This is a genomic window from Tsukamurella sp. 8F (assembly GCF_029167375.1).
In the GTDB taxonomy this organism is placed as follows: Bacteria; Actinomycetota; Actinomycetes; order Mycobacteriales; family Mycobacteriaceae; genus Tsukamurella.
In genome coordinates, this window is the sequence record NZ_JARFTP010000005.1 from 124,991 (window position 1) to 146,856 (window position 21,866).

At 68.0% G+C, this 21,866-nt stretch carries 18 protein-coding genes, 3 tRNA genes and 1 pseudogene; 15 read left to right on the forward strand and 7 right to left on the reverse strand.

Annotated features, from left to right (window positions below; all coding sequences use genetic code 11):
- From P0W64_RS05655 to pstB, 5 genes are all read left to right on the forward strand, one after another.
- The gene (locus tag P0W64_RS05655) at positions 1 to 1,080 is read left to right on the forward strand and encodes a PLP-dependent cysteine synthase family protein (protein ID WP_275479205.1); all 1,080 of its coding nucleotides are present in this window, start codon (positions 1 to 3) and stop codon (positions 1,078 to 1,080) included.
- A 147-nt stretch (positions 1,081 to 1,227) separates the two neighbouring features.
- Entirely contained in the window at positions 1,228 to 2,358 is a 1,131-nt protein-coding gene (gene pstS, locus P0W64_RS05660) for a phosphate ABC transporter substrate-binding protein PstS (protein WP_275479096.1), read from the forward strand.
- Between the two features lie 73 nt (positions 2,359 to 2,431).
- Positions 2,432 to 3,451, forward strand: a complete 1,020-nt coding sequence (pstC, locus tag P0W64_RS05665; protein WP_275479206.1) for a phosphate ABC transporter permease subunit PstC — start codon at positions 2,432 to 2,434, stop codon at positions 3,449 to 3,451.
- Positions 3,448 to 4,362, forward strand: a complete 915-nt coding sequence (gene pstA / locus P0W64_RS05670; protein ID WP_275479097.1) for a phosphate ABC transporter permease PstA — start codon at positions 3,448 to 3,450, stop codon at positions 4,360 to 4,362. The genes pstC and pstA overlap by 4 nt, the downstream gene beginning before the upstream one ends.
- A gap of 5 nt (positions 4,363 to 4,367) precedes the next feature.
- The gene (gene pstB, locus P0W64_RS05675) at positions 4,368 to 5,144 is read left to right on the forward strand and encodes a phosphate ABC transporter ATP-binding protein PstB (RefSeq protein ID WP_275479098.1); all 777 of its coding nucleotides are present in this window, start codon (positions 4,368 to 4,370) and stop codon (positions 5,142 to 5,144) included.
- Here pstB and P0W64_RS05680 read toward each other — a convergent pair.
- Positions 5,120 to 5,590 (reverse strand): hypothetical protein, encoded by a 471-nt coding sequence (locus P0W64_RS05680; protein WP_275479099.1) that lies wholly within the window; start codon positions 5,588 to 5,590, stop codon positions 5,120 to 5,122. The two genes, pstB and P0W64_RS05680, sit on opposite strands and share 25 nt — an antisense overlap.
- A 323-nt stretch (positions 5,591 to 5,913) precedes the next feature.
- Here P0W64_RS05680 and P0W64_RS05685 point away from each other — a divergent pair, with 323 nt between their 5' ends.
- Positions 5,914 to 7,113 carry an FHA domain-containing protein gene (locus P0W64_RS05685; RefSeq protein WP_275479100.1) on the forward strand — a complete coding sequence of 400 codons (1,200 nt, stop codon included), beginning with the start codon at positions 5,914 to 5,916 and terminating at the stop codon, positions 7,111 to 7,113.
- A 19-nt stretch (positions 7,114 to 7,132) separates the two neighbouring features.
- On the opposite strand, the gene phoU is transcribed toward P0W64_RS05685, so the two are convergent.
- The 4 genes from phoU to P0W64_RS05705 all read right to left on the reverse strand — a co-directional run bounded on the left by phoU (position 7,133) and on the right by P0W64_RS05705 (position 11,289).
- Positions 7,133 to 7,774 carry a phosphate signaling complex protein PhoU gene (gene phoU, locus P0W64_RS05690; RefSeq protein ID WP_275479101.1) on the reverse strand — a complete coding sequence of 214 codons (642 nt, stop codon included), beginning with the start codon at positions 7,772 to 7,774 and terminating at the stop codon, positions 7,133 to 7,135.
- Positions 7,775 to 7,871: 97 nt separating this feature from the next.
- A complete protein-coding gene (gene dusB / locus P0W64_RS05695) occupies positions 7,872 to 9,053 on the reverse strand; it encodes a tRNA dihydrouridine synthase DusB (RefSeq protein ID WP_275479102.1) in 1,182 nt (393 codons plus the stop codon).
- A gap of 126 nt (positions 9,054 to 9,179) precedes the next feature.
- Positions 9,180 to 10,163 (reverse strand): acyl-ACP desaturase, encoded by a 984-nt coding sequence (locus P0W64_RS05700; protein WP_275479103.1) that lies wholly within the window; start codon positions 10,161 to 10,163, stop codon positions 9,180 to 9,182.
- Between the two features lie 157 nt (positions 10,164 to 10,320).
- The gene (locus P0W64_RS05705; RefSeq protein ID WP_275479104.1) at positions 10,321 to 11,289 is read right to left on the reverse strand and encodes an acyl-ACP desaturase; all 969 of its coding nucleotides are present in this window, start codon (positions 11,287 to 11,289) and stop codon (positions 10,321 to 10,323) included.
- Positions 11,290 to 11,539: 250 nt separating this feature from the next.
- On the opposite strand from P0W64_RS05705, the gene P0W64_RS05710 reads away from it, so the two are divergent.
- From P0W64_RS05710 to P0W64_RS05735, 6 genes and pseudogenes are all read left to right on the forward strand, one after another.
- On the forward strand, positions 11,540 to 12,472 hold the full coding sequence (locus P0W64_RS05710; RefSeq protein WP_275479105.1) for a sugar ABC transporter permease: 933 nt from the start codon (positions 11,540 to 11,542) through the stop codon (positions 12,470 to 12,472).
- Between the two features lie 38 nt (positions 12,473 to 12,510).
- The gene (locus P0W64_RS05715) at positions 12,511 to 13,290 is read left to right on the forward strand and encodes a carbohydrate ABC transporter permease (protein ID WP_275479207.1); all 780 of its coding nucleotides are present in this window, start codon (positions 12,511 to 12,513) and stop codon (positions 13,288 to 13,290) included.
- A 127-nt stretch (positions 13,291 to 13,417) separates the two neighbouring features.
- Complete coding sequence (locus tag P0W64_RS05720) at positions 13,418 to 14,740, forward strand: ABC transporter substrate-binding protein (protein WP_275479106.1); 1,323 nt, start codon at positions 13,418 to 13,420, stop codon at positions 14,738 to 14,740.
- A 61-nt stretch (positions 14,741 to 14,801) separates the two neighbouring features.
- Entirely contained in the window at positions 14,802 to 15,878 is a 1,077-nt protein-coding gene (ugpC, locus tag P0W64_RS05725) for a sn-glycerol-3-phosphate ABC transporter ATP-binding protein UgpC (protein WP_275479107.1), read from the forward strand.
- Positions 15,879 to 15,961: 83 nt separating this feature from the next.
- Positions 15,962 to 17,503: an MFS transporter gene (locus tag P0W64_RS05730; protein WP_275479108.1), complete on the forward strand. Its 1,542-nt coding sequence runs from the start codon at positions 15,962 to 15,964 to the stop codon at positions 17,501 to 17,503.
- Positions 17,504 to 17,540: 37 nt separating this feature from the next.
- Positions 17,541 to 17,972, forward strand: a pseudogene (locus P0W64_RS05735) (TetR family transcriptional regulator); the annotation flags it as partial.
- On the opposite strand, the gene P0W64_RS05740 reads toward P0W64_RS05735, so the two are convergent.
- The gene (locus P0W64_RS05740) at positions 17,965 to 19,221 is read right to left on the reverse strand and encodes a glycosyltransferase (RefSeq protein WP_275479109.1); all 1,257 of its coding nucleotides are present in this window, start codon (positions 19,219 to 19,221) and stop codon (positions 17,965 to 17,967) included. The pseudogene P0W64_RS05735 and the gene P0W64_RS05740 sit on opposite strands and share 8 nt — an antisense overlap.
- 631 nt (positions 19,222 to 19,852) lie before the next feature.
- Here P0W64_RS05740 and P0W64_RS05745 point away from each other — a divergent pair.
- From P0W64_RS05745 to P0W64_RS05755, 3 genes are all read left to right on the forward strand, one after another.
- A tRNA-Glu gene (locus P0W64_RS05745) sits at positions 19,853 to 19,925 on the forward strand.
- 26 nt (positions 19,926 to 19,951) lie between these two features.
- Positions 19,952 to 20,028: transfer RNA gene (locus P0W64_RS05750), tRNA-Asp, on the forward strand.
- Positions 20,029 to 20,071: 43 nt separating this feature from the next.
- Positions 20,072 to 20,148 (forward strand) — tRNA-Phe (locus P0W64_RS05755).
- A gap of 173 nt (positions 20,149 to 20,321) precedes the next feature.
- Here the strand turns inward: P0W64_RS05755 and P0W64_RS05760 are convergent.
- The gene (locus P0W64_RS05760) at positions 20,322 to 21,794 is read right to left on the reverse strand and encodes a carboxylesterase family protein (protein ID WP_275479110.1); all 1,473 of its coding nucleotides are present in this window, start codon (positions 21,792 to 21,794) and stop codon (positions 20,322 to 20,324) included.
- Positions 21,795 to 21,866: the final 72 nt, after the last annotated feature.

Genomic DNA, 21,866 nt, shown 5'->3' on the forward strand with positions numbered 1-21,866 from the left:
ATCGACCGGTACGACCCCGAGTACCGGGCCTGGCTCGCGGACGCGGTCGGACGCGTGCACGCGGACGCCAACCGATCCGCGGACACGCACCTGATCTCGGTCCCACTGCCCGAGGAATGGGGTGTCGATCTCTATCTCAAGGACGAGTCGACGCATATCACCGGCTCGCTCAAGCACCGCCTGGCGCGGTCGCTGTTCCTGTACGCGCTGTGCAACGGCTGGATCCGGCGCGGGACGCCCGTCATAGAGGCGTCCAGCGGATCGACGGCCGTGTCCGAGGCGTATTTCGCGCGGCTGATCGGAGTGCCGTTCGTCGCGGTGATGTCTGCGTCGACCAGCTCCGAGAAGGTTCGATTGATCGAATCCTATGGCGGCACATGTCATTTCGTCGACAACCCGAGCGCCGTGTACGAGGTCGCGGAACGGCTTGCCGCCGAGACCGGTGGCCACTACATGGACCAGTTCACCTACGCCGAGCGGGCGACGGACTGGCGTGGCAACAACAACATCGCCGAGTCGATCTTCTCCCAGCTGGCTCAGGAGCGCTATCCCGAGCCGTCGTGGATCGTCGCGACTGCGGGCACGGGCGGCACGTCGGCCACTCTCGCGCGCTACGTGCACTACACGCGCCGCGCGACCGGCATCTGCGTCGCCGACCCGGACAACTCCGCATTCTTCCCGGGCTGGCGCGATGCGGACTGTGCCGTGACGACGGGCGTGGGCTCTCGCATCGAGGGCATCGGGCGGCAGCGGGTCGAGCCGAGCTTCGTGCCGACCGCCGTCGACCGCATGATGCGGGTTCCCGACGGCGCCGCGATCGCCGCGGTGCACGCCCTGGCGGGGCTGATCGGGAAACGGGCGGGAGCGTCGACCGGCACGGGACTGTGGGCGGCTCTGCGGATCGTCGGCGAGATGGTGGCCGACGGTAGGACCGGGAGCGTCGTGTCGCTGATCTGTGATCCCGGCGACCGTTACCTCGATAAGTACTATTCGTCCGAATGGCTTGCGACCAGCGGAATCGACCCGCAGCCGTACGCCGAGAGGCTGCGCCGCTTTCTCGAATCAGGGGTGTTTCGGTAGCGCATTAGCCGGTTAGTCATCCTCATCAATACCGTCTGACGTGCAGTGTTAACTCTGCGTTCACCTTGTCGGGGGTGGCAGGTCACTCGCCCTACCTAGTTTCGTCCCGAACCCAGAGGGCTCGAACCCAACTCACGGAGGAACCCGGTGAACTTCAAGCGTGGACCACTTGCAGCGTCGATCGCCGCCGCAGCCGCCCTGACCGTCGCGTTGACCGCGTGCGGCAGCGACAACAACGCATCCTCGGGCACGTCCGGTGGTGCGTCCGCTTCGGGCGGCAGCAACGTCTCGTGCGAGGGCAAGCTCAACCTCAAGGCGAGCGGTTCGACTGCGCAGGCCAACGCGATGACGGTGTTCAAGAACGCCTTCGCGCAGGACTGCGACGGGGCGAACGTCGACTACACGGGTAACGGATCCGGCCAGGGCATCACCGACTTCACGGGTGGCGTCACCAACTTCGGCGGCTCCGACTCGCCGCTCACCGACGCTCAGCACGCCGCAGCGGAGAAGAAGTGCGCCTCGCCCGCGCTGGACCTGCCGCTGGTCTTCGGTCCCATCGCCGTCGCGTATCGCCTCCCCGGCGACGTCCAGGTCAACCTGAGCGCCGCGACCATCGCCAAGATCTTCACCGGCAAGATCACCAAGTGGAATGCGCCTGAGATCGCCGCCGAGAACAAGGGCACCAGCCTGCCGGACCTGCCGATCACCGTCGTCTTCCGTTCGGACGAGTCGGGCACCACCGACAACTTCCAGAAGTACCTCTCGTCCGCGGCGCCGCAGGACTGGACCAAGGGTGCGGGCAAGACCTTCGTCGGCGGTGCCGGCCAGGGCGCCAACGGCAATCCGCAGGTCGCCGCCACCGTCAAGAAGGCCGAGGGTGCCATCACCTACGCCGAGTGGAGCTTCGCCAAGGCGCAGGGGCTGAAGACCGCGAACGTGATCACCTCGGCCGGACCCGATGCCGTCGCCCTGAACAACGACAGCGTTGCGAAGACGATCGCCGCGGCCAAGTTCAAGAAGCCGGGCGACAAGGACCTCACGCTCGACACCACCGCGTTCTACAAGCCGACCACCGCCGGCGCCTACCCGATCGTGCTCGCGACCTACGAGGTCGTGTGCAGCAAGTACCAGGACGCCGACGTCGCCAAGGGCATCAAGACGTTCCTGAAGATCGCGTCCAGTGAGTCCGTCCAGAGCCAGCTGTCGGGCGAGGGCTACGCGCCGATCCCCGAGTCCTTCCGCAACACGCTCCAGTCCTCGATCGACTCGATCCAGTAGCACGCCCGCGCGGGAGAGCTGACAGAATCCAGGCGAAGGCGTAGGGACGGGCATGGCCGAACAACGGGGACGGATGGCGACGGAAGACTCGATCGAGCCCCCGGACGCCGCCGCGCACGCGGTGGCGCCGGGAGGGCGGGAGGCGGCACCCGGGCTGCCGCAGGGCGACGGCGGCGGGTGGAAGGAGACCTCCTTCGCGTGGCTGACGCGCGCCTCCGGCATCTTCCTGATCGTGGTGATCGCCCTGATCTTCACGACCCTGGTGGTGCAGGCCGTACCGTCCATCGCCAAGGACCATGCCAACTTCCTGATCAGCTCGGAATGGAAGACCACCGATCCGACAGACATGCGCTTCGGCATTCTCGAGTTGCTGAAGATCACCGTCATGTCATCGGTGATGGCGCTGATCCTCGCGGTGCCGGTCGCGGTCGGTATCGCGACGTTCCTGGTGCAGTACGCGCCGCCGCGCCTCTCCCGCGCGCTGGGCTCGGTCGTCGACCTGCTGGCGGCGGTGCCCTCGATCATCTTCGGCCTGTGGGGCATCTTCGTGCTCGCCCCCTGGCTGGTCCCCTTCCAGGAGTGGCTGAACCGCACGCTGGGCTGGTTCTTCCTGTTCAAGAGCGGCAACGTCGAGCTCAGCCTCGGCAGCACCGTGTTCACGGCCGGCGTGGTGCTCGCGATCATGATCCTGCCGATCATCACCTCCATCAGCCGTGAGGCCCTGCGCCAGACGCCGGTAGCCCATCAGGAGGCGGCGCTCGCGCTGGGAGCCACCAAGTGGGAGGTCATCCGCCTGACGGTCCTGCCTTACGGTCGGTCGGGCATCGTCGCGGGCTCGATGCTGGCGCTCGGTCGAGCCCTCGGTGAGACGATCGCCGTCCTGGTGATCCTCAATGCCGCCACCCGGAACTCGGCGTGGTCGCTGTTCGACAGTGGATACACCTTCGCCTCCAAGATCGCCTCCGCCGCGACCGAGTTCTCCAACCCGGACTCCCGCGGCGCCTACATCGCCGCGGGTCTCGTGCTCTTCGTGCTCACCTTCCTGGTGAACGCCGTCGCACGCTGGATCGGCGGGGGACGGGTGAACGGATGACCGCCACCGATCTGACCGCGGCCGCCAAGCCCGGTACGACCTTCCACAAGACGTCGCTGCGGCGCCGTCTCACCAACGACATCGCGGCCGTGGGATTCGGTCTGTGTTTCCTGCTCGCGATCGCGCCGCTCGTCTCGCTGCTCTACATGGTGGTGAGCAAGGGCATCCGCGCCATCATCAAGCCCGAGTGGTGGACCAACTCGATGTACCGCGTCGCACCGTCGTCGTACGACGGCGGCGTCTACCACGCGATATTCGGCTCACTGGCGCAGGCGCTCATCGCCGCGATCATCAGCGTCCCGATCGGCATCCTGGTAGGTATCTACCTGGTCGAGTACGGGCAGGGCGGGGCGCTCGGCCGCGTCACCACGTTCATGGTCGACGTCCTGGCGGGTATCCCGTCGATCGTGGCCACGCTGTTCATCTACGGCGTCTGGATCACCACGCTGGGCCTCCCGCAGAGCGCGTTCGCCGTGAGCCTCGCTCTGATCCTGCTCATGGTCCCCGTGGTCGTGCGATCCACCGAGGAGATGCTCAAGCTGGTCCCGCACGACCTGCGCGAGGCGTCGTTCGCACTCGGGGTGCCGAAGTGGAAGACGATCCTGCGGATCGTGATCCCGACGGCCGCGTCCGGCATGGTGTCCGGCGTGTTCCTGGCGATCGCCCGCGTGGTCGGCGAGACCGCGCCGGTGCTGCTGCTGGTCGGCGTCAGCGACAAGATCAACCAGAACATCTTCGACGGCAACATGTCGTCGCTGCCGCTGTTCATCTACCAGCAGTTCAGCAGCAACCCGGGTGAGGTCGGGCAGTACCGCGTGTGGGGCGCCGCCCTGACGCTGGTCATCCTGGTCGCGATCGCAAGCGCGCTCGCCGCCCTCGTGTCGAAGCTGCTCGCTCCCAAGACGAAGTAGGAATCATGGCCAAGCGTCTCGATCTCAAAGACCTCAACATCTACTACGGTGCGTTCCACGCCGTTGCCGACGTATCGCTCACCGTGCCGCCCAACAGTGTGACGGCGTTCATCGGCCCGTCCGGTTGCGGCAAGTCGACAGTGCTGCGGTCCATCAACCGCATGCACGAGGTCACACCCGGCGCACGCGTCGAGGGCCACATCACGCTCGACGGGGAGGACGTCTACGGGTCCGGGGTCGACCCGGTGGGCGTGCGCAAAACCATCGGCATGGTGTTCCAGCGCCCCAATCCGTTCCCTACGATGTCCATCCGCGACAACGTCGTGGCCGGCCTCAAGCTGCAGGGCATCCGCTCCAAGAGCAAGCTCGACGAGGTCGCCGAGACGTCGCTGCGCGGCGCCAACCTGTGGGGTGAGGTCAAGGACCGGCTCTCGAAGCCGGGCGGCGGGCTGTCCGGCGGTCAGCAGCAGCGCCTATGCATCGCGCGCGCCATCGCCGTGAGCCCCGATGTGCTGCTCATGGACGAGCCGTGCTCCGCGCTCGACCCGATCTCGACCCTCGCGATCGAGGATCTGATCGGCGAGCTCAAGAAGAAGTACACGATCGTCATCGTCACGCACAACATGCAGCAGGCGGCGCGCGTCTCCGATACCACTGCCTTCTTCAACCTCGAGGCCGCGGGTAAGCCGGGCAAGCTCGTCGAGATCAACCCGACGGAGAAGATGTTCTCCAATCCCGACCAGCCGGCCACCGAGGACTACATCTCCGGCCGCTTCGGCTGAGCCCCGAGCTCACGGGTGGCGAGCCGCCATGCCATGAGCTGCCGGACGGCCACGCCGGCCAGGACGACGACAGTGCCCAGTGGTTCGGCCACGCCGACACCGCCCGTCGCCCACAGGATCAGCGCCGCGCCCACCAGTGTCCCGGCAGTGGCCGTCACCGCGGTGCGGGCGGTGTCCTGATCCCGTGCTGCCGTCCACGTGAGCGTGACGACTGCGGCGAGCAGCGCGATCAGCGCCGATGTGCTGGCCGCATCCGACCACGCGGGCGACCCGGATTCCACCAATGCTGTGGAACGCCCGGGGCCGGACCACGGGTCGGATGCGGGTAGGTCTCGTGCGCAAGCGATCACGACGAACACCCGCCAGGCGATCGCCGAGGTCGCCGTGCTGACCCGTATACCGTCCAGCGCCCGCCATCCGTCGTGGATTCCCATCGCGATCAGCACGCCGAGGATCGTGGGGATCGCGCCCTGCCATGGCGATCCGATCGTGAAATACCAGACCAGAATCCCTGCGGCAATGGGTGCGAGTACCGCGCGCAGGACACGCCGCGGCGCGGCCAGGGCCTCGGCTACACCCGCGCAGACGGTGACTACGCCGGCGATCGCGACGAGGAAGAGGCTGCCACCCCCGGCGTGCTCCGGCGACGCCGGGCGATATATGGGCCTCCCGCCGCTGCCAGCGACACGTTACGGACGCACCCGCGGGTGCGTCCGCCACACCGGCGGCCTTATCAGACGCGCGGGACGCGGACCCGTAGGGTGGAACGGTGATCGATCGCCGTACCACCGTTCTTCCCGGTGACCGGGTGGTCGCGCGTGTGCGCGATATCGTGCTCGCGATGGACGCGCCCGCGCTCGACGCACCCGCCGCGGTGCCGGCGCTCATCGGCGCATTGGCGGCGGGGGACGGAGACTGGGTCGAGGTCGTCCAGCAGTCCGCAGCGCCGGGACTGTCCTTCGCGGCCGTGCAGATCTTCGGCAACGAGGTTCGCGCCGTGCTGGGCGGCGCGGGGGGCGCGACGATCGCGATCTTCGAGTCGCCGTCGGACACGACCCCGCAGCACGTCCTGACCAGTCCCGATGGCGCCTTCCTCGAACGCGTAGCGACACTCGGCGACGGCAACGTGGTCACGGTCACCGTGGGGCACCCGCAGCCGCCGGCACCAGCGAGCCGCCCCGGCTCGCTGGTGCTGCGTGACGGCGCAGTGCCCGCGTCGGGCGCGGTGCTGTGGGTGCCGCCCGTCAAGGTACCCCGCACGACCGGGCCGCAGGCCGGCCCGAAGTCCCAGCCGTTCCCGGTGATCCCGCACGTCGACCCCGTGCCCGCACTGGATCCTGATGCCGCACAGGCCGCGGCCGCGCGTCCCGAGCAGGCGCACCACGAGGCCTCGCCGGCGGACCCCGCGCAGTCGAGGCCCGACCGCCTGTCCGCCCCCACGGACATGGACCTCGAGGCCGTGGCGGAGCGGCCGCCGTCGGGGCCCATGGTGGCGGGGCGGCGGTGCGCGTTCGGGCACCTGAACGCCCCCGAGGCCACGTTCTGTACCCGCTGCGGTGGGCTGGTGAACAGTGCGGCGCCCACCGAGACCGGGCCCCGCCCGCCGCTCGGCACGCTCATCGCCGACGACGGCTCCGCGTACGTCCTCGAGACCGATGTCGTCATCGGGCGGGATCCGGTGCCGTTCGTCGACAACCGTGGGAGTCGCGCCGCCGACGGTGTCGGGCGCCTCGCGCCGATCCCCCTGCAGGACCGCACCGGCGCGCTGTCACGCGCGCACCTCGAGATCCGCTTGGACGGCTGGAACATCCTGGCGGTAGACGTGGGCTCGTCCAACGGGACGTGGGTGCGCCCACCGGGCGTCCCGTCACCGTTGCCGCTCGTACCGGGGCAGCCGGCCCTTCTAGCGGTGGGTTCGGAGATCAACCTGGGCGGGCGGGTACTGGTACTGCAGGCGAACGAGGCCTGAGCGCCGCCGGAACCCCGGTCTACTCGGTGCGGCCCGTCGTCTGGAAGACTACGCGGCGGCCGATCTCGACGGCGTGATCCGCGAACCGCTCGTAGAACCGGCCGAGCAGCGTGACGTCGACGGCCGATGCGACACCGTGCTTCCAGTCCCGGTCCATCAGCACCGTGAACAGGTGGCGGTGCAGGTCGTCCATCGCGTCGTCCTGGTCCTCGATCTCCGCGGCCCGATGCGGGTCCTGTGTGATCAGCACCTCGCGTGCGGTGTCGGCGAGCTCGACGGCCAGCCGCCCCATCTCCGCGAAGTAACCGTTGACCTCCTCGGGGAGCGCCTTGTTCGGGTGCCGGCGGCGGGTCACCTTCGCGACGTGCAGCGCAAGGGCCCCCATCCGCTCGACGTCGGCGACGATCTGGAAGCCGGACACCACGACGCGCAGGTCACCCGCGACGGGTGCCTGCAGCGCCAGCAGTGTGAACGCCTGTTCCTCGGCCCGCCTCGACAGCCTCTTGATCTCGTCGTGCTCGGTGATGACCTCCTCGGCGATCGCGAGGTCGGCCTGCAGCAGAGCGTTGGTGGCCTTCTCCATGGCCACGCCGGATCGCCCGCAGATGTCGCCCAGCGTGTCGTTGAACGAAGCCATCTGTGCGATGTACTCGGTACGCATGCTGGGAGTATATAGATTCGAAGGGACCCCTCCCGGCCCGTTGCGAAGTGGTCGATGAACAGCAGGTGAACGGCACGCGCGTACCGGTAGTGCGTCGTTATCCGCCCGACTGTGGAAGGCCGGAATCCGCCTCGGGGGCGGCATCGTCGTAAGGGTCGTCGAGCCAGCCCTCGGGCAGCACGACCTTGCCCGGTGAGCCCTGCCGGCCACGGGGCCCCTCGGCGTCGGCCGGGAACGGGACCGACGGGTCGAGGGTGTCGAGGAGCGCGCGGAGCTGCGCGAGGGTCTCGACGCGGGCGAGCGCGACCCGCAGGTCGGAGCCCGCTGGGAAACCGCGCATGTACCAGGCGACATGCTTGCGGATCTCCCGCATGCCCTTGTCTTCGCCGTGATGCGCTGCGAGGAGTTCGCCGTGCCGGTACATGATCGCGGCGACCTCGCCGAGGTCCGGCGGAGCGGGGATCACGGTGTCGTTCAGGGCGGCGGACAGCTCCGAGAAGAGCCATGGGCGGCCGAGGCACCCGCGGCCGATGACGACGCCGTCGCAGCCGGTGCGGTCCATCATCGCTGCGGCGTCGTCGGCCGAGAAGATGTCGCCGTTGCCGAGAACTGGGATCGTGTCGCCGAAGCGTTCGCCCATGTGGTCTTTGAGACGCGTGATCTCGTCCCAGTCCGCCTGGCCGGAGTAGCGCTGCGCGGCGGTGCGCGCGTGCAGCGCCACGGCGACTGCGCCCTGTTCGGCTGCGATGCGGCCGGCGTCGAGGTGGGTGCGGTGCTCATCGTCGATGCCCACCCGGAACTTCACGGTGACGGGGATGTCCGTCCCCTCGACACCGCGAACTGCGGCATCGACGATGCGCGCGAACAGGTTCCGCTTGTACGGCAGGGCAGAGCCGCCGCCGCGTCGCGTCACCTTGGGCACCGGGCAACCGAAGTTCATGTCGAGGTGGTCGGCGAGGCCCTCGTCGGCGATCATCCTGGCGGCCGCGTACGTGTACTCGGGATCGACGGTGTAGAGCTGTAGCGACCGCGGATCCTCGTCGGGCCCGAACGTTGTCATGTGCATGGTGACGGGGTGCCGCTCGACGAGCGCGCGGGCCGTCACCATCTCGCATACGTACAGGCCGGCCACGGTACCCGACCGCTGCAGTTCGAGTTCCCTGCACAGCGTCCGGAAAGCGACGTTGGTGACACCGGCCATCGGCGCGAGCACGACGGGGCTGGCCAGCTCGAACCGGCCGATCCGTACGCGCGGTCGCGCTGTGGTCTGGGTGGTCACGATGTCTCTCCTACGCGGTCTCCGGCGATGGGGCGTGTCGGCCGGCGACCTGATCGTCCGGCATAACGAACCCACCTCCCGACATCCGAAGATATCAGGAGGTGGGAGGCGTCTTCGGGGCGAAGATCAGGCGCCTGCGGCAGCCATCTCTCGCTTCTTGGCCTCGCGGGCCAGCGAGCGATCGCGCATCTCCTCGAAGCGCGTCGCCTGCCGGTCGAGCTCGTCGAGGAAGCCTGCGAGCTCCTCGCGCGTCCTCTCGCCCTCGGGGCCGAAGTCGTTGCGCTCGAAGATCCGCCACTTCTTGAGCACCGGCATGACGACCTCCTCGCGGTGCTGGCGCAGGTCGTAGATGCCGTGCTTGGCCATGAGTACGCCGTTGCGGCGGAAGTCCGGCATGCCGGCGCCGGGCATCTCGAAGTGCATGATCGTGTCGGTGATCGCGCGGACCGCCTGGTCCGGGACGAGGTCCAGGCCGGCGGCACTGATGTTCCGGTAGAAGATCATGTGCAGGTTCTCGTCGGCCGCGATGCGCTGCAGCATCTTGTCGGCGATCGGGTCCTTGCAGGCCTTGCCGGTGTTGCGGTGCGAGACGCGGGTCGCGAGCTCCTGGAAGGTCACATACGCGACCGAGTGCAGCATCGTCATCTGCTCTTCGGTGTGGGCCGCGACCTTGCCCTGCGGATCCCACCCATTGGTCATGTGGATCATCCGGGCCTCTTCGAGCTTCACCGGGTCCACGCCGCGGCTGACCACCAGGTAGTCGCGCATCACGATGCCGTGGCGGTTCTCCTCCGCGGTCCAGCGTCCGACCCAGTGGCCCCACGCGTGGTCCATCGAGAAGTTGTCCGCGATCTCCCGGTGGTACGTCGGGAGGTTGTCCTCGGTGAGGAGGTTGGTGATCATCGCGGCCTTGGCCACCTCGTCGAGCTGGCTCGCCTCGGGGTCGTAGTCCTTGCCGCCCAGGGCTGCGAAGTTCTGGCCCTCGTCCCACGGCACGTAGTCGTGGGGGTTCCAGTCCTTCGTCATCTTGAGGTGCCGATTGACTTCGCTCTCGGCGACCCCCGACAGCTCCTGGAGCAGCTCGAGCTGGTTCAGTTCACGGGTCCGCAATGTGTCCTCCGGGCATAGATGTATGCGTCGTACGGCGTATCTCGACCACGGTACGGCACACCGATCGGTTCATCAAAGCACTGTGACCCGAGCGACGGTGTGTCGCCGACGGGTCACGGCGCTGGGGAGATGCGCGCAACGCACGCCCTCGTCGGTCTCAGGAGGCGACGCGCTCGCGCTTCTTCGCCTCGCGGGCAAGCGCGCGATCGCGCATGACCTCGAATCTCGTCGCCTGGTCGTCGAGCTCCTCGACGAACGTGGCGAGCTGCTCGCGCGACTTCTCGCCCTCAGGGCCGAAGTCGTTACGTTCGAAGATCTTCCACTTCTTCAACACGGGCATGACGACCTCCTCGCGGTGCTGGCGGGGGTCGTAGATGCCGTGCTTGGCCATCAGCACGCCGTTGCGGCGGAAGTTCGGCATCCCGAGTCCGGGCATCTGGAAGTTGGTGAGGACGTCGGTCAGCGCACGTAGCGCCTGGTCCGGTGCGAGGTCGATCGCCGCACCGCAGATGTTGCGGTAGAAGACCATGTGCAGGTTCTCGTCGGCCGCGATGCGCTGCAGCATCTTGTCGGCGACGGGGTCGTTGCACGCCTTGCCGGTGTTGCGGTGCGAGACGCGGGTCGCGAGCTCTTGGAACGTCACGTATGCGACGAGGTGCAGCAGGCTGCGGTCGCCCAGCCCGGCGCCCGTGTGGCCCTCCGACGAGGCGCCGTTGCCCATGTGGATCATCCGGAACTCTTCGAGCTGGTCCGGGTCCACGGCCCTGGTGACCAGGAGATAGTCGCGCATCACGATGCCGTGGCGGTTCTCCTCCGCGGTCCAGCGTCCGACCCAGTGACCCCACGCGTGGTCCATCGAGAAGTTCTCGGAGATCTCCCGGTGGTAGCTGGGGAGGTTGTCCTCCGTGAGGAGGTTGGTGATCATCGCCGCCTTGGCGACCTCGGACAGCCGGCTCTCGCCGGGCTCGTAGTCCTTGCCGCCCAGAGCCGAGAAGTTCTGGCCGTCGTCCCACGGCACGTAGTCGTGGGGGTTCCAGTCCTTGGTCATCTTGAGGTGACGGTTGACGTTCTCCTCGGCGACACCCGACAGCTCCTGCAGCAGTTCGAGCTGGGTCAAAGTTCGCATGTATCCTCCGTCACGATTCTCCGGTCCAGGCGATCGTACTAGGTGATCCTTAGTTGATCACGTGTGTACGCTGTCCGATTTCTCCGAACGCGCACCTTCCGGTCTTCTCCGGCGGCGCAACCCTCAGGTTCCCGGCATTTGCGCACGCGGAGGCCGCCTCGGTCGTTATCGTCGATCCGCCATCGATTCGTTACCGATTCGAGTCCTGTGGTTCGCACCACCGTCGCCCGAGTACCGGAGGCTGCTTCCGATGAGTTCCAGCACCGAGTTCGTCGAGCCCAGTACTCGACGAGGGATCGCCGCGCACCTCAAGACGCGTGACAACCTGCTGTTCCTGGCCTTCGCGCTGCCCAACATCGCACTGCTGGTGGTCTTCACCTACCGGCCGTTGGTGGACAACATCCGGCTGAGCTTCACGGACTGGTCGCTGGCCAGCCGCGACGCGGCCCGCTGGGTGGGTCTGGCCAACTACCGCGAGTTCTTCTCGAGCGACTCCAGCTGGCGGGTATTGACCGTGACGCTGGTCTTCACCGTGTGCGCGGTGGTCGTCTCCATGGTGCTGGGCCTAGCGCTTGCGATGTTGCTGGACCAGAAGCTCGCCGGGCGGAACCTGGTGCGCTCGGCGGTGTTCGCGCCGTTCGTGCTGTCCGGAGCCGCGATCGGCCTGGCCTTCTACTTCGTGTTCAACCCGCAGTTCGGCATGGTCGCATCGGTGCTCAGCTGGTTCGGCATCGCGGGCGGCCCCGACTTCTACCAGCGGCCCGGTTGGGCCCTGTTCATGGTGACCTTCACCTACATATGGAAGAACCTCGGCTACACCTTCGTCATCTACCTGGCCGCGCTGCAGGGGCTGAGCAGGGATCTCGACGAAGCCGCGGCCATCGACGGCACCCCTGCGTGGCGGAAGTTCTGGCGGGTGACGATGCCGCAGCTACGGCCTGCCACGTTCTTCCTGTCGATCACTGTGCTGCTGGGCAGCCTGCAGGTCTTCGACATCCTCAACATCATGTTCCCCGACGGCGGACCCGAGGGTGGGACGACGACGATGGTGTTCGACATCTACTGGGAGACGTTCCGCAACCAGCGGGCGGGCTACGGGGCCACTGTCGCCACCGTGATGTTCCTGATCCTGCTCGTGGTGACCGCCGTACAGGTCCGGATGATGGACAGGGGAGACAAGTGAACAAGGCTCTGGGCTACCGGATCCTCGGCTACCTCGGCATGCTGGCGGCGCTCGCGCTCATCGCCGTCCCCGTCTACTTCATGGTCATCACGTCGTTCAAGGCGCGGCCGGACGTCTTCGTCTCCCCGGCTTCGTGGTGGCCGCCGTCGTGGCACCCGTCCAACTACTCCGACGTGACCCGACAGATCCCGTACTGGCGGTACCTGCGCAACTCGCTGATCATCACGTTCATCACGGGCGGCATCAAGTTCGTGCTCGGCATCCTGAGTGCGTACGCCCTGGTCTTCCTGCGCTTCCCGTTCAAGAAGGTGATCTTCTTCGTGATCATCGCGGCGCTCATGGTGCCCAACCAGATCACCGTCATCTCGAACTATGCGCTCATGGCGGACTACCGCAACACCTTCGTCGGGATCATCCTCCCGCTGGCGGGCGTCGCGTTCGGAACCTTCCTGATGCGCAACCACTTCCTGTCCCTGCCGCGGGAGATCGTCGAGGCCGCCCGTATGGACGGAGCGGGACACCTGCGGCTGCTGTGGCGTGTGATCCTGCCGGTCTCGATCCCGACGATGGTGGCATTCGGAGTGATCACGCTGGTCAACGAGTGGAACGAGTACCTCTGGCCGTTCCTGATGTCGGACGGGCCGGCGGTCGCGCCGCTCCCCGTCGGGCTGACGCTGCTGAACAACACCGAGCAGGGCGCGAACTGGGGGCCGGTGATGGCGGCGACGCTGCTCACCGCCCTGCCGATGCTCGTGATCTTCCTGGCGCTTCAGCGTCAGATGATCAAGGGCCTGACGTCGGGTGCGGTCAAGGGCTGATCCGCACCCCGGCGGCGGCAGCCGCTGACGAGAACGCGACGGCGACCGCCGTCGACGAGGACTCCGCGCGATCCGGTCGCGCGGCAGGGTTCCCGGACGGACCGGGACGAGAGAAGGGGTTTCTCACATGGCGGATCTCAACAGGCGGGCGTTCCTCGGCCTGGCAGCGGCGGCCACCGCGAGCCTGGCGGCCGCGTGTGCCGGCACGGGTTCCTCGGGAGGCGGTTCGGGCTCGGGTGGGAGCGGCGGAGCCTCCGGCGGCCCGATCACGCTGCAGTTCTGGAGCAACCACCCCGGTACGTCGAAGTCGATCGAACAGAAGCTCATCGACGCTTTCCAACAGGCCAACCCGAACATCAAGGTCAACCTGGTGGACGGCGGCAAGGACTACGAGGAACTGTCGCAGAAGTTCACGACCTCGCTCACCGGCGGGTCGCTTCCGGACATCATCGTGGCCTCCGACGTCACCTGGTTCCCGTTCGCGCTGAACAAGCAGATCGAGCCTCTCGACGACCACTTCGCTGCCGCCGGCACCGACACGTCCGACTACGTCGACTCGTTGCTCGGGGACTACCTCTTCGAGGGCAAGCACTACGCCATCCCCTATGCGCGCTCGACGCCGCTGTTCTACTACAACAGGGACGTCTGGAAGAAGGCCGGCCTGGAGGATCGCGGCCCGAAGGACTGGGCAGAGTTCGCATCGTGGGAGCCGAAGCTCACCGAAGCGATCGGTGGCGGCAAGAAGGCCATCGTGCTTCCGGACGCCACGGACTATCTCGAATGGCACTTCGAGGGCTGGAACTGGTCTATGGGCGGCGCGTACTCCGACGGCTGGGACCTGAAGTTCACCGATCCGAACACGGTCAAGGCGGCGCAGTTGCTGCAGCAGGTCGCCAAGTCGTCGGGCCGTCTCGCAACCAACCCGCTCAACGACTTCAGCGCAGGCACCGCCGCCGCGCTCTTGGAGTCGACGGGCTCGCTCAAGACCATCACGCAGCAGGCCAAGTTCGAGGTCGGCACGGCGTTCCTGCCCGGGCCGCAGGGCAAGTCCTGCCCCACCGGCGGTGCCGGCCTTGCGATCCCGTCCGGCATCTCGACCGAACGTAAGGTCGCGGCGCTCAAGTTCATCACGTTCCTGACGAACTCGGCCAACACCTCCGCGTTCTCGCAGGGCACCGGTTACATGCCGGTCCGTAAGTCCGCCGTCGACGATGCCTCCATGAAGGCGTTCATCGAGAAGAATCCGAACTTCGGCACGGCGGTGAAGCAACTGCCGTTCACCAAGAGTCAGGACAACGCCCGCGTGTTCGTGCCCGGCGGGGCGCGTGACATAGGTCAGGCGCTGCAGCAGATCGCGAACGGCTCCGACCCGGCCTCCACGCTCGCGACTCTGCAGAAGACGATCCAGGGCAAGATCGACTCCCAGATCAAGCCTAAGCTGCCGAAATAGATTGTGCTGACAGGGGTTCCGGGAGATCCGGGGCCTGTTCTACAAGGAGATACGGGGCACCATGGCCACAGTGCGCTACGACCGCGCCAGCGTCCGCTACGACGGCGCTGACCGCCCTTCCGTCGACGCGCTCGACATCGACATCGACGATGGTGAGTTCGTCGTCCTGGTGGGGCCGTCCGGATGCGGTAAGTCGACGAGCCTGCGGGCACTCGCAGGCCTGGAGGCCGTGTCGGACGGGCGGATCCTGATCGGAGGCACGGACGTCACGGGCCTCTCGCCCAAGCGGCGCGACGTGGCCATGGTGTTCCAGAACTACGCGTTGTATCCGAACATGACGGTTGCGGAGAATATGGGCTTCGCGCTCCGCAACGCAGGGACGTCCAAGGCGGACACCGCATCCCGGGTCGCCGAGGCGGCGAGGATGCTCGAGCTCGAGGGCCTGCTCGACCGCAAGCCGGGGCGGCTCTCCGGCGGCCAGCGTCAGCGCGTGGCGATGGGGCGCGCCATCGTCCGGCACCCGAAGGTGTTCGCTATGGACGAACCGCTGTCCAATCTCGATGCGCGGCTGCGGGTCTCGACACGGTCGCAGATATCCGAACTGCAGCGTCGGCTCGGGGTCACGACCGTCTACGTGACGCACGATCAGGTCGAGGCCATGACCATGGGCGACCGGGTCGCCGTACTGAAGGAGGGGGTGCTGCAGCAGGTCGCACCCCCGGCCCAGCTGTATGACGACCCGGTCAACACCTTCGTCGCCGGGTTCATCGGGTCGCCCGGCATGAACCTCGTCCCGGCGAAGCTCTCCGCCGACGGTGCGGGCTTCGCCGGGGCCGCCGTCGCCGTCCCGCGGTCCGTCGCCGACGGTGCGGGGGACACGGTCACCGTCGGTCTTCGACCGGAGGGGTGGACGCTGGTCCCGCCGGGCACCGTCGGGGCCGCGCGCGGTTCCGTGGCGCTCGTCGAGGAGCTCGGGGCCGAATCGCTGGTGTACGCGCGGCTCGAGGGAGTCGACACGCAGGTCGTGGCGCGATCGCCGCGCCGGGCGGGCGTCGCGATCGGCGAGGAGATCGGTCTCGCGCCGGCTCCAGAGTCGGCGCTGTTCTTCGATGCGGAATCGGGGGAGCGCCTGCGCTGACCCGGATCCGGATCCGCGGTTGACAAACACCAATATGAGAGTCACTCTCAAATAACAGTGACTCTCATATTGGAGGTTGATCGATGTCCGTAACCGCCCGCACGGGGCGCTCGCCGTGGACCGCTCTGGCGGTCCTGGCGGGTGCCATGCTCACCATCGGTCTCGACACGATGGTCCTGATGGTCGCGCTACCCTCGCTTTCACGCGAGCTCGGCGCCAGCACGAGCCAGCTGCAATGGATCACCACCTCGTATCCGTTGGTGCTGGGCGCGTTGATGATTCCGCTGGGTGCGCTCGGCGACCGGGTGGGTCGCGTGCGCATGCTGGGGCTCTCGTTGCTCGGCTTCGGTGCGGCATCCGCGGTATGCGCCTTCGCCGCTACGCCGGCGATGCTCATCGTCGGCCGTGTGCTGCTCGGCGCGTGCGCGGCGGCGGCGATGCCGCTGTCGATGGGCGTGCTGCCGGGGCTCTTCCCCGATCCGCGCGAGCGGGAGCGGGCGATGGGGATCTGGATGGCGTCGTCGGCGGCGGGTATGCCACTCGGCCCGATCCTCGGCGGCGTTCTGCTGCAGCACTTCTGGTGGGGATCGGTGTTCCTGATCAACGTGCCGATCGCCGCGGTGGCGGCTGTCGCCGTGTGGCTGCTCATCCCGGAGTCGGAGAACCGTGCGCAGCCGGGTGGTTTCGACATCGCCGGCGTAGTGCTGTCGGTCGTCGGCTTCGGAGCACTGGTGTGGGCGTTCACGCAGGCGGGCCAGACCGGGTGGGCGTCGGGTCGTTTCCTGCTGCTTCTCGCGGTCGCGGTAGTGGGCCTGTGTGCCTTCGCGTGGCGCGAACTGACGGCCGAGCGGCCGCTGGTGCGGCTGACGCTGTTGCGTCAGCGTGGCTTCCTGGCGGGGACTGTCCTCGCGGGCTCGACGATGCTGCTCCTCGCGAGCGCCACCTTCCAACTGACGCAGGTCTTCTCGGTGGTGTACAACGCGGACGCGCTCGGCATCGGTCTCCGCATCCTGCCCGTGGTCGGCGCGCTGATCCTGGGTACCCGGGTCGGGCCACGGCTGTCGGCGGCCGTCGGTCGGCGCGCCGTGGCGGTCGGCTCGGTCCTGCTGATCGCCGCCGCGTTTCTGCTTCAGGCGACATGGTCGGATGGTCCGTACAGCGTCTACCTGGCGGTCACGATCCTGCTGGGGCTGGGGCTGGGCGGCGTGATCCCGATGGCGATGGCCCTGGCGACCGGCGATCTGGACGGTTGGGACGCCGGAGCGGGTTCCGCGCTGATCCAAGCGATCCGGCAGATCGCCTCGGCACTGGGCGTCGCTGTGTTCGGCTCTGCCGTGGCGGCGGCCTATACCGGCCGCCTCGCGTGGGTGCCGCTGCCACCCGGTGTCGAACCGGTGGTCCGGGACAACGTGATCGCCGGCGTCACGGCGCTGCGTTCCGCCGATCCGGGCGCCGTGGGCGGCGTGATCGCGGCGTACCAGCACGGACTCGCGGTGGCGGGGTGGATCGGCGTGGGACTCGCGCTCGCATCCGTCTTGATGTGTGCCCTGGTTCCGGCAGAATCGGGGCGTGGCGGAACGAACGACGAAGCAGGTGAGCGAAACGAAGCCGCTCGGTCTGCGTGAGCGTAAGAAGCGGCAGACGCGCTTGCGGCTGCGGCAGGTGGCCTACGAACTCTTCCGCGAGCAGGGCTACGACGAGACAACGGTCGCGCAGATCGCGGGCGCGGCCGAGGTCTCGCCTGCCACGTTCTTCCGGTACTTCCCGTCCAAAGAGGCGACGATCCTGGAGGACGACTACGACGCGGTGTTCCTAGCCGACGTCCCGCCGATCGACCCCGAGGGCGGCATCGCCGTACAGATCCTGCAGGGCGGCGCGGACATGTTCGAGGCGCTCGACGACGACGAACGTGCGACGGAGATGGAACGCGGGCGGTTGCTGTACTCGTCGCCCTCGCTGCGGGCGGCGCAGGCCCAGCAGATGGAGGAGACAGCGGAGGCGCTCGAGCGGGCCGTTCTCGAGAATGTGACGGGGCCGGTCGACGAACTCGCGGTGCGGGCAGCGGTAGGGGCGGTCATCGGCGCGATCAGCGCGCTCGGTCGCGATAATCCGGCGCAGTTGCTGCCCGACCGGATGCGGGCGCTCGCCGACCTCTTCGGGGCCGGCCTCCCCGTGACGCCGGCCAAGCTCCCAGAGTCGTGGGAGCGATGGCAGGAGTTCCTCGGAGAAACGCCCGACGATCCGCCGTCGCGGAATGCAGCTCGAGCATCCGCTCCACGGCGCGGTCCCAGGTGAACTCCTCAGCACGGATGCGCGCCCGCGTCCGGTAGAAACTCTTGTCCCGCTGCAGGATCGACCTCGTAGCGGCCGCGAACGCGGATCCGGTATCGGCAGCGGGGAGGCCGCACCCGCCCGCGACGACGTCGACGAGGGCACTGTTGCGGGACACCACGATGGGCGTTCCCGACGCCAGCGTCTCCATCGCCGACAGGCCGAACGTCTCGTGCGGCCCAGGGCAGATCGCTACGTCGGCTGTCGCGAGAAGCCTTGCGAGAGAATCCCGGTCGGCGACGTGGCCGGTGAAGGTGACCGGCAGTCCGGCCGCCTGCCGGCGCAGCTCGTCTGCCATCGCGCCGTCACCGGCGACCACGAGGTGGGCCGGGACACCGTCGTCCAGTAGCGCGCGGAGGACCTCGATTCCGCGTGCGGGGTGCTTCTCCATCGAGAGGCGACAGGACTGCACGAGGAGTACGTCCGTATCCGGGGCGTAGTCCGCGCGGGTCGCGGCACGGCTCGGGTCGAACGTGTCGAGATCCACGCCGAGGGGCACGGTCTCGACGTTCGGTGCGTGCACCCGAGCGAACTCCGCGCCCGCGAAGGCCGTCGTGCAGACGACGGTGTCGTAGCTCCGGGCGGTGCCGAGATTCGCTACGTCGGATGCCCAGCGCGCCAGAGCCTTCGGGGCACCCAGCTCGATCATCCGGTCGAGTCGCTCGTGGCTGATCATGATCGACCCGATGCCACGGGCCTTCGCCCAGGGCCCCATGCCACGCAGGGTCAGCCGATCGGACACCTCGAGGCTGTCCGGGGCGAGGCGGGGGAGCAGACGGCGGATGCCGACGGCGTTGGCTGCACGGTAGCCCTCGAGCGCGAAGAAGCGCCCGCCCGGGACGACGATGCGGTGCACGCCGCTGTCGAGGGTCTCCTGGTCATGCCCCGTACCGGCGACGACCAGTGTCACTCGGTGTCCACGGCCTACGTAGCCCGCCCCCAGCTGATCGACGGCCGTGCGCAGCCCGCCGGAGCGCGGGCCGTAGAAGTTGGCCAGCTGCACGATATGCATGCCGCCAGGCAAGCGTGCCCGTGCGCCCGCACGCAGGCCACGGGGTGAACGGCTCGGGTCGATCGGACCAACTCCGTGTCACGCCGTGCACCGGAGCGGCGCCTGCGCGGCGGCGGCTATCGAGTGTCAGGACCACGGCTACGGAGTGCGATCGCCGGGTTCGTGCGAGGCGCCGCTGCCTTGCCGGTAGTATCGCGGACTGCTAGGGCCTCTAGCTCAATTGGCAGAGCTGCGGACTTCAACTCAATAGGAGCGCCCGATCGGAAACGGTCGGGATGACACCACTCAAAGTCGGGGAACCCTTCGCCGGAAACGGCATGGCGATCCCGAGCCAAGCCGGGGGAGACCTCGGAAGGTGTAGAGACTGGACGGGTGGCACCTACAGCGTGTGAGCGCCAGGGTGAAGGGACAGTCCAGACCACGAACGCCTCAGGGCGGCGCCGAAAGGCGTGGTGGCAGGTTAATCCGTAGGTTGTGGGTTCGAGTCCCACGGGGCCCACTCGCTCGGCTGCAGTGATTTATGGTGCCTGAACAGGCGATTTGGGAACTCGGAGTATGGTGTCATAAGCTATCCCAGCTCCCAACGGAACGCGGAAGCGGTGCGGAGAGCGGCTTCGGTCGCCTGATGCGAGCCCCCTTCGTTTAGTGGCCTAGGACGCCGCCCTTTCAAGGCGGTAGCGCGGGTTCGAATCCCGTAGGGGGTACGTCGGAAGACGTGACAATTAGATATGGCCCTGTGGCGCAGTTGGTTAGCGCGCCGCCCTGTCACGGCGGAGGTCGCGGGTTCGAGTCCCGTCAGGGTCGCCATCCGAGCATCGGCTCGGCGGTGACGGTACAGCCGGCACCGGACGGCCAGGTAGCTCAGTTGGTACGAGCGTCCGCCTGAAAAGCGGAAGGTCGCCGGTTCGATCCCGGCCCTGGCCACCAGCGAAACCACCTGATAGCACGTGGTTTTTCTCGTTTCCGGGGTGTCGACGACGGCAGTCCGATTCCACAGAGTGGCCCACCGAAATCGATCGCCGTGGTCCAGTAGAGGACCCAGCGGGGTCGATCGAGGCGTCGCTCGTAGTGCGTGTGGGGCGGAGATGGTGGTAGCCCGTTCATGCGGGAGCGAACGGTGCGGGCGGACGGCCGTGCCAGAGCCGGCGCGATCGCTCCTCCGGATACGGCGCTGTCGTCGACGGGGTGTCGAGGATCCGGGTGGCCCGGCCGTCCCCGTCGTAGCGGGGCCAGCCCGGATCGCCGGTGGTGCAGAACCGTATCCACGCCTGTAGCAGTTCGCGGGACACGGCGTGTATCGCGTGTGGCGGGTTCTCGCCGAAGAACAGGATGCCCGTGGGGCTGTCGAGCGTCCCGAAGGCGAGCGGGACGTCGATGCTGTGGCAGGCGCCGTAGACCTCGGTGGCCCATTGGATCTCGAACAGGTACGAGGCGCCGCCGGCGGCGGTGTTCGCCTCGGCGAGCAGCACCGAGGGCATGCGGAAGGTGGCGTCGGAATAGACGGTCTCCACCATCTGCTCCGCGGTCGCATCCGGATACGCGGCGCGGTACTGGGCTGGGTCGCCGGGCGCGAACACCTCCAATGCCGTCGCCGCGTCCTTCTCGGTGAAGGTGCCGCGGACGCCCATCATGACGCTGAACAGCCGGAACTCGTCCCGCATGTGCCCGACGAGCAGGTCTACGCCCGCGGCTCGCCCCGTCTCCAGTGCGGTCCAGGGCGTCACGCGCAGGAGGTCACCGTCGATGACCGGGCAGACGACGATCCCGATGCGGGCGAGGCGGCCCCACTGTTCCCGGTGCGCGGGGGAGTCGACGCAGAGCGCGGTGACCTCGTCGGCGAGTCGCTGGGGCGGCACCTCGGTGAACCCCGCCGCCGTGGACGCGACACCGAGGCGTTCGGCGAGCGCGGCGGTGACCTGCGCCGCCAACGCCGGGGTGATGTGGAGACCGGGGGCCGAATGCGCGATGGCCCGCCGGAACAGGGCACGCGCCCGCGGGATCGTGAGCAGAGCGGCGACCGATCCTGCGCCGCCCGATGTGCCGGCGATGGTGACGGCGTCGGGGTCGCCGCCGAACGCGGCGATGTTCCGCCGGATCCACTCGAGCGCGGCGATCTGGTCGAGCAGCCCCCGGTTCGAGGGTGCGCCGTCCAGCAGGGCGAATCCCTCGGCGCCCATCCGGCACTGGACGCTGACGACCACGACGCCCTCGGTCGCGAGTGCGGTGGGGTCGAACATCGGGTCCGCTGCGGTTCCCGCCATGTAGCCGCCACAGCAGAGCCACACCAGGACGGGCAGCTCGTGCCGGTCGGGATCCGGCGTGCACACGTTGACTGTGAGCCAGTTCGTGTCGTCCGACGCCTCCGCCTGTGTGGGCCCGGATTGCGGCGGCGGCGGACCGAAGTCACTCGCGGGCCGCACGCCGTCCCAGTGGGGGACCGGCTGCGGGGCCGCGAAGCGCAGCTCGCCGACGGGCGGCTGCGCGTAGGGGATCCCGCGGAAGACCGCATTGCCTCGGACATGCCGACCCTCCACGACCCCCTCAAGGGTGCGGACCCTCGGTTGTTCGCGCATAGCGGTGACCTCCCTGTGGCGTGTCGTCTGGCCGAGGTTATCAGCCAGTTGTATTATTTCAACTGTATTGGA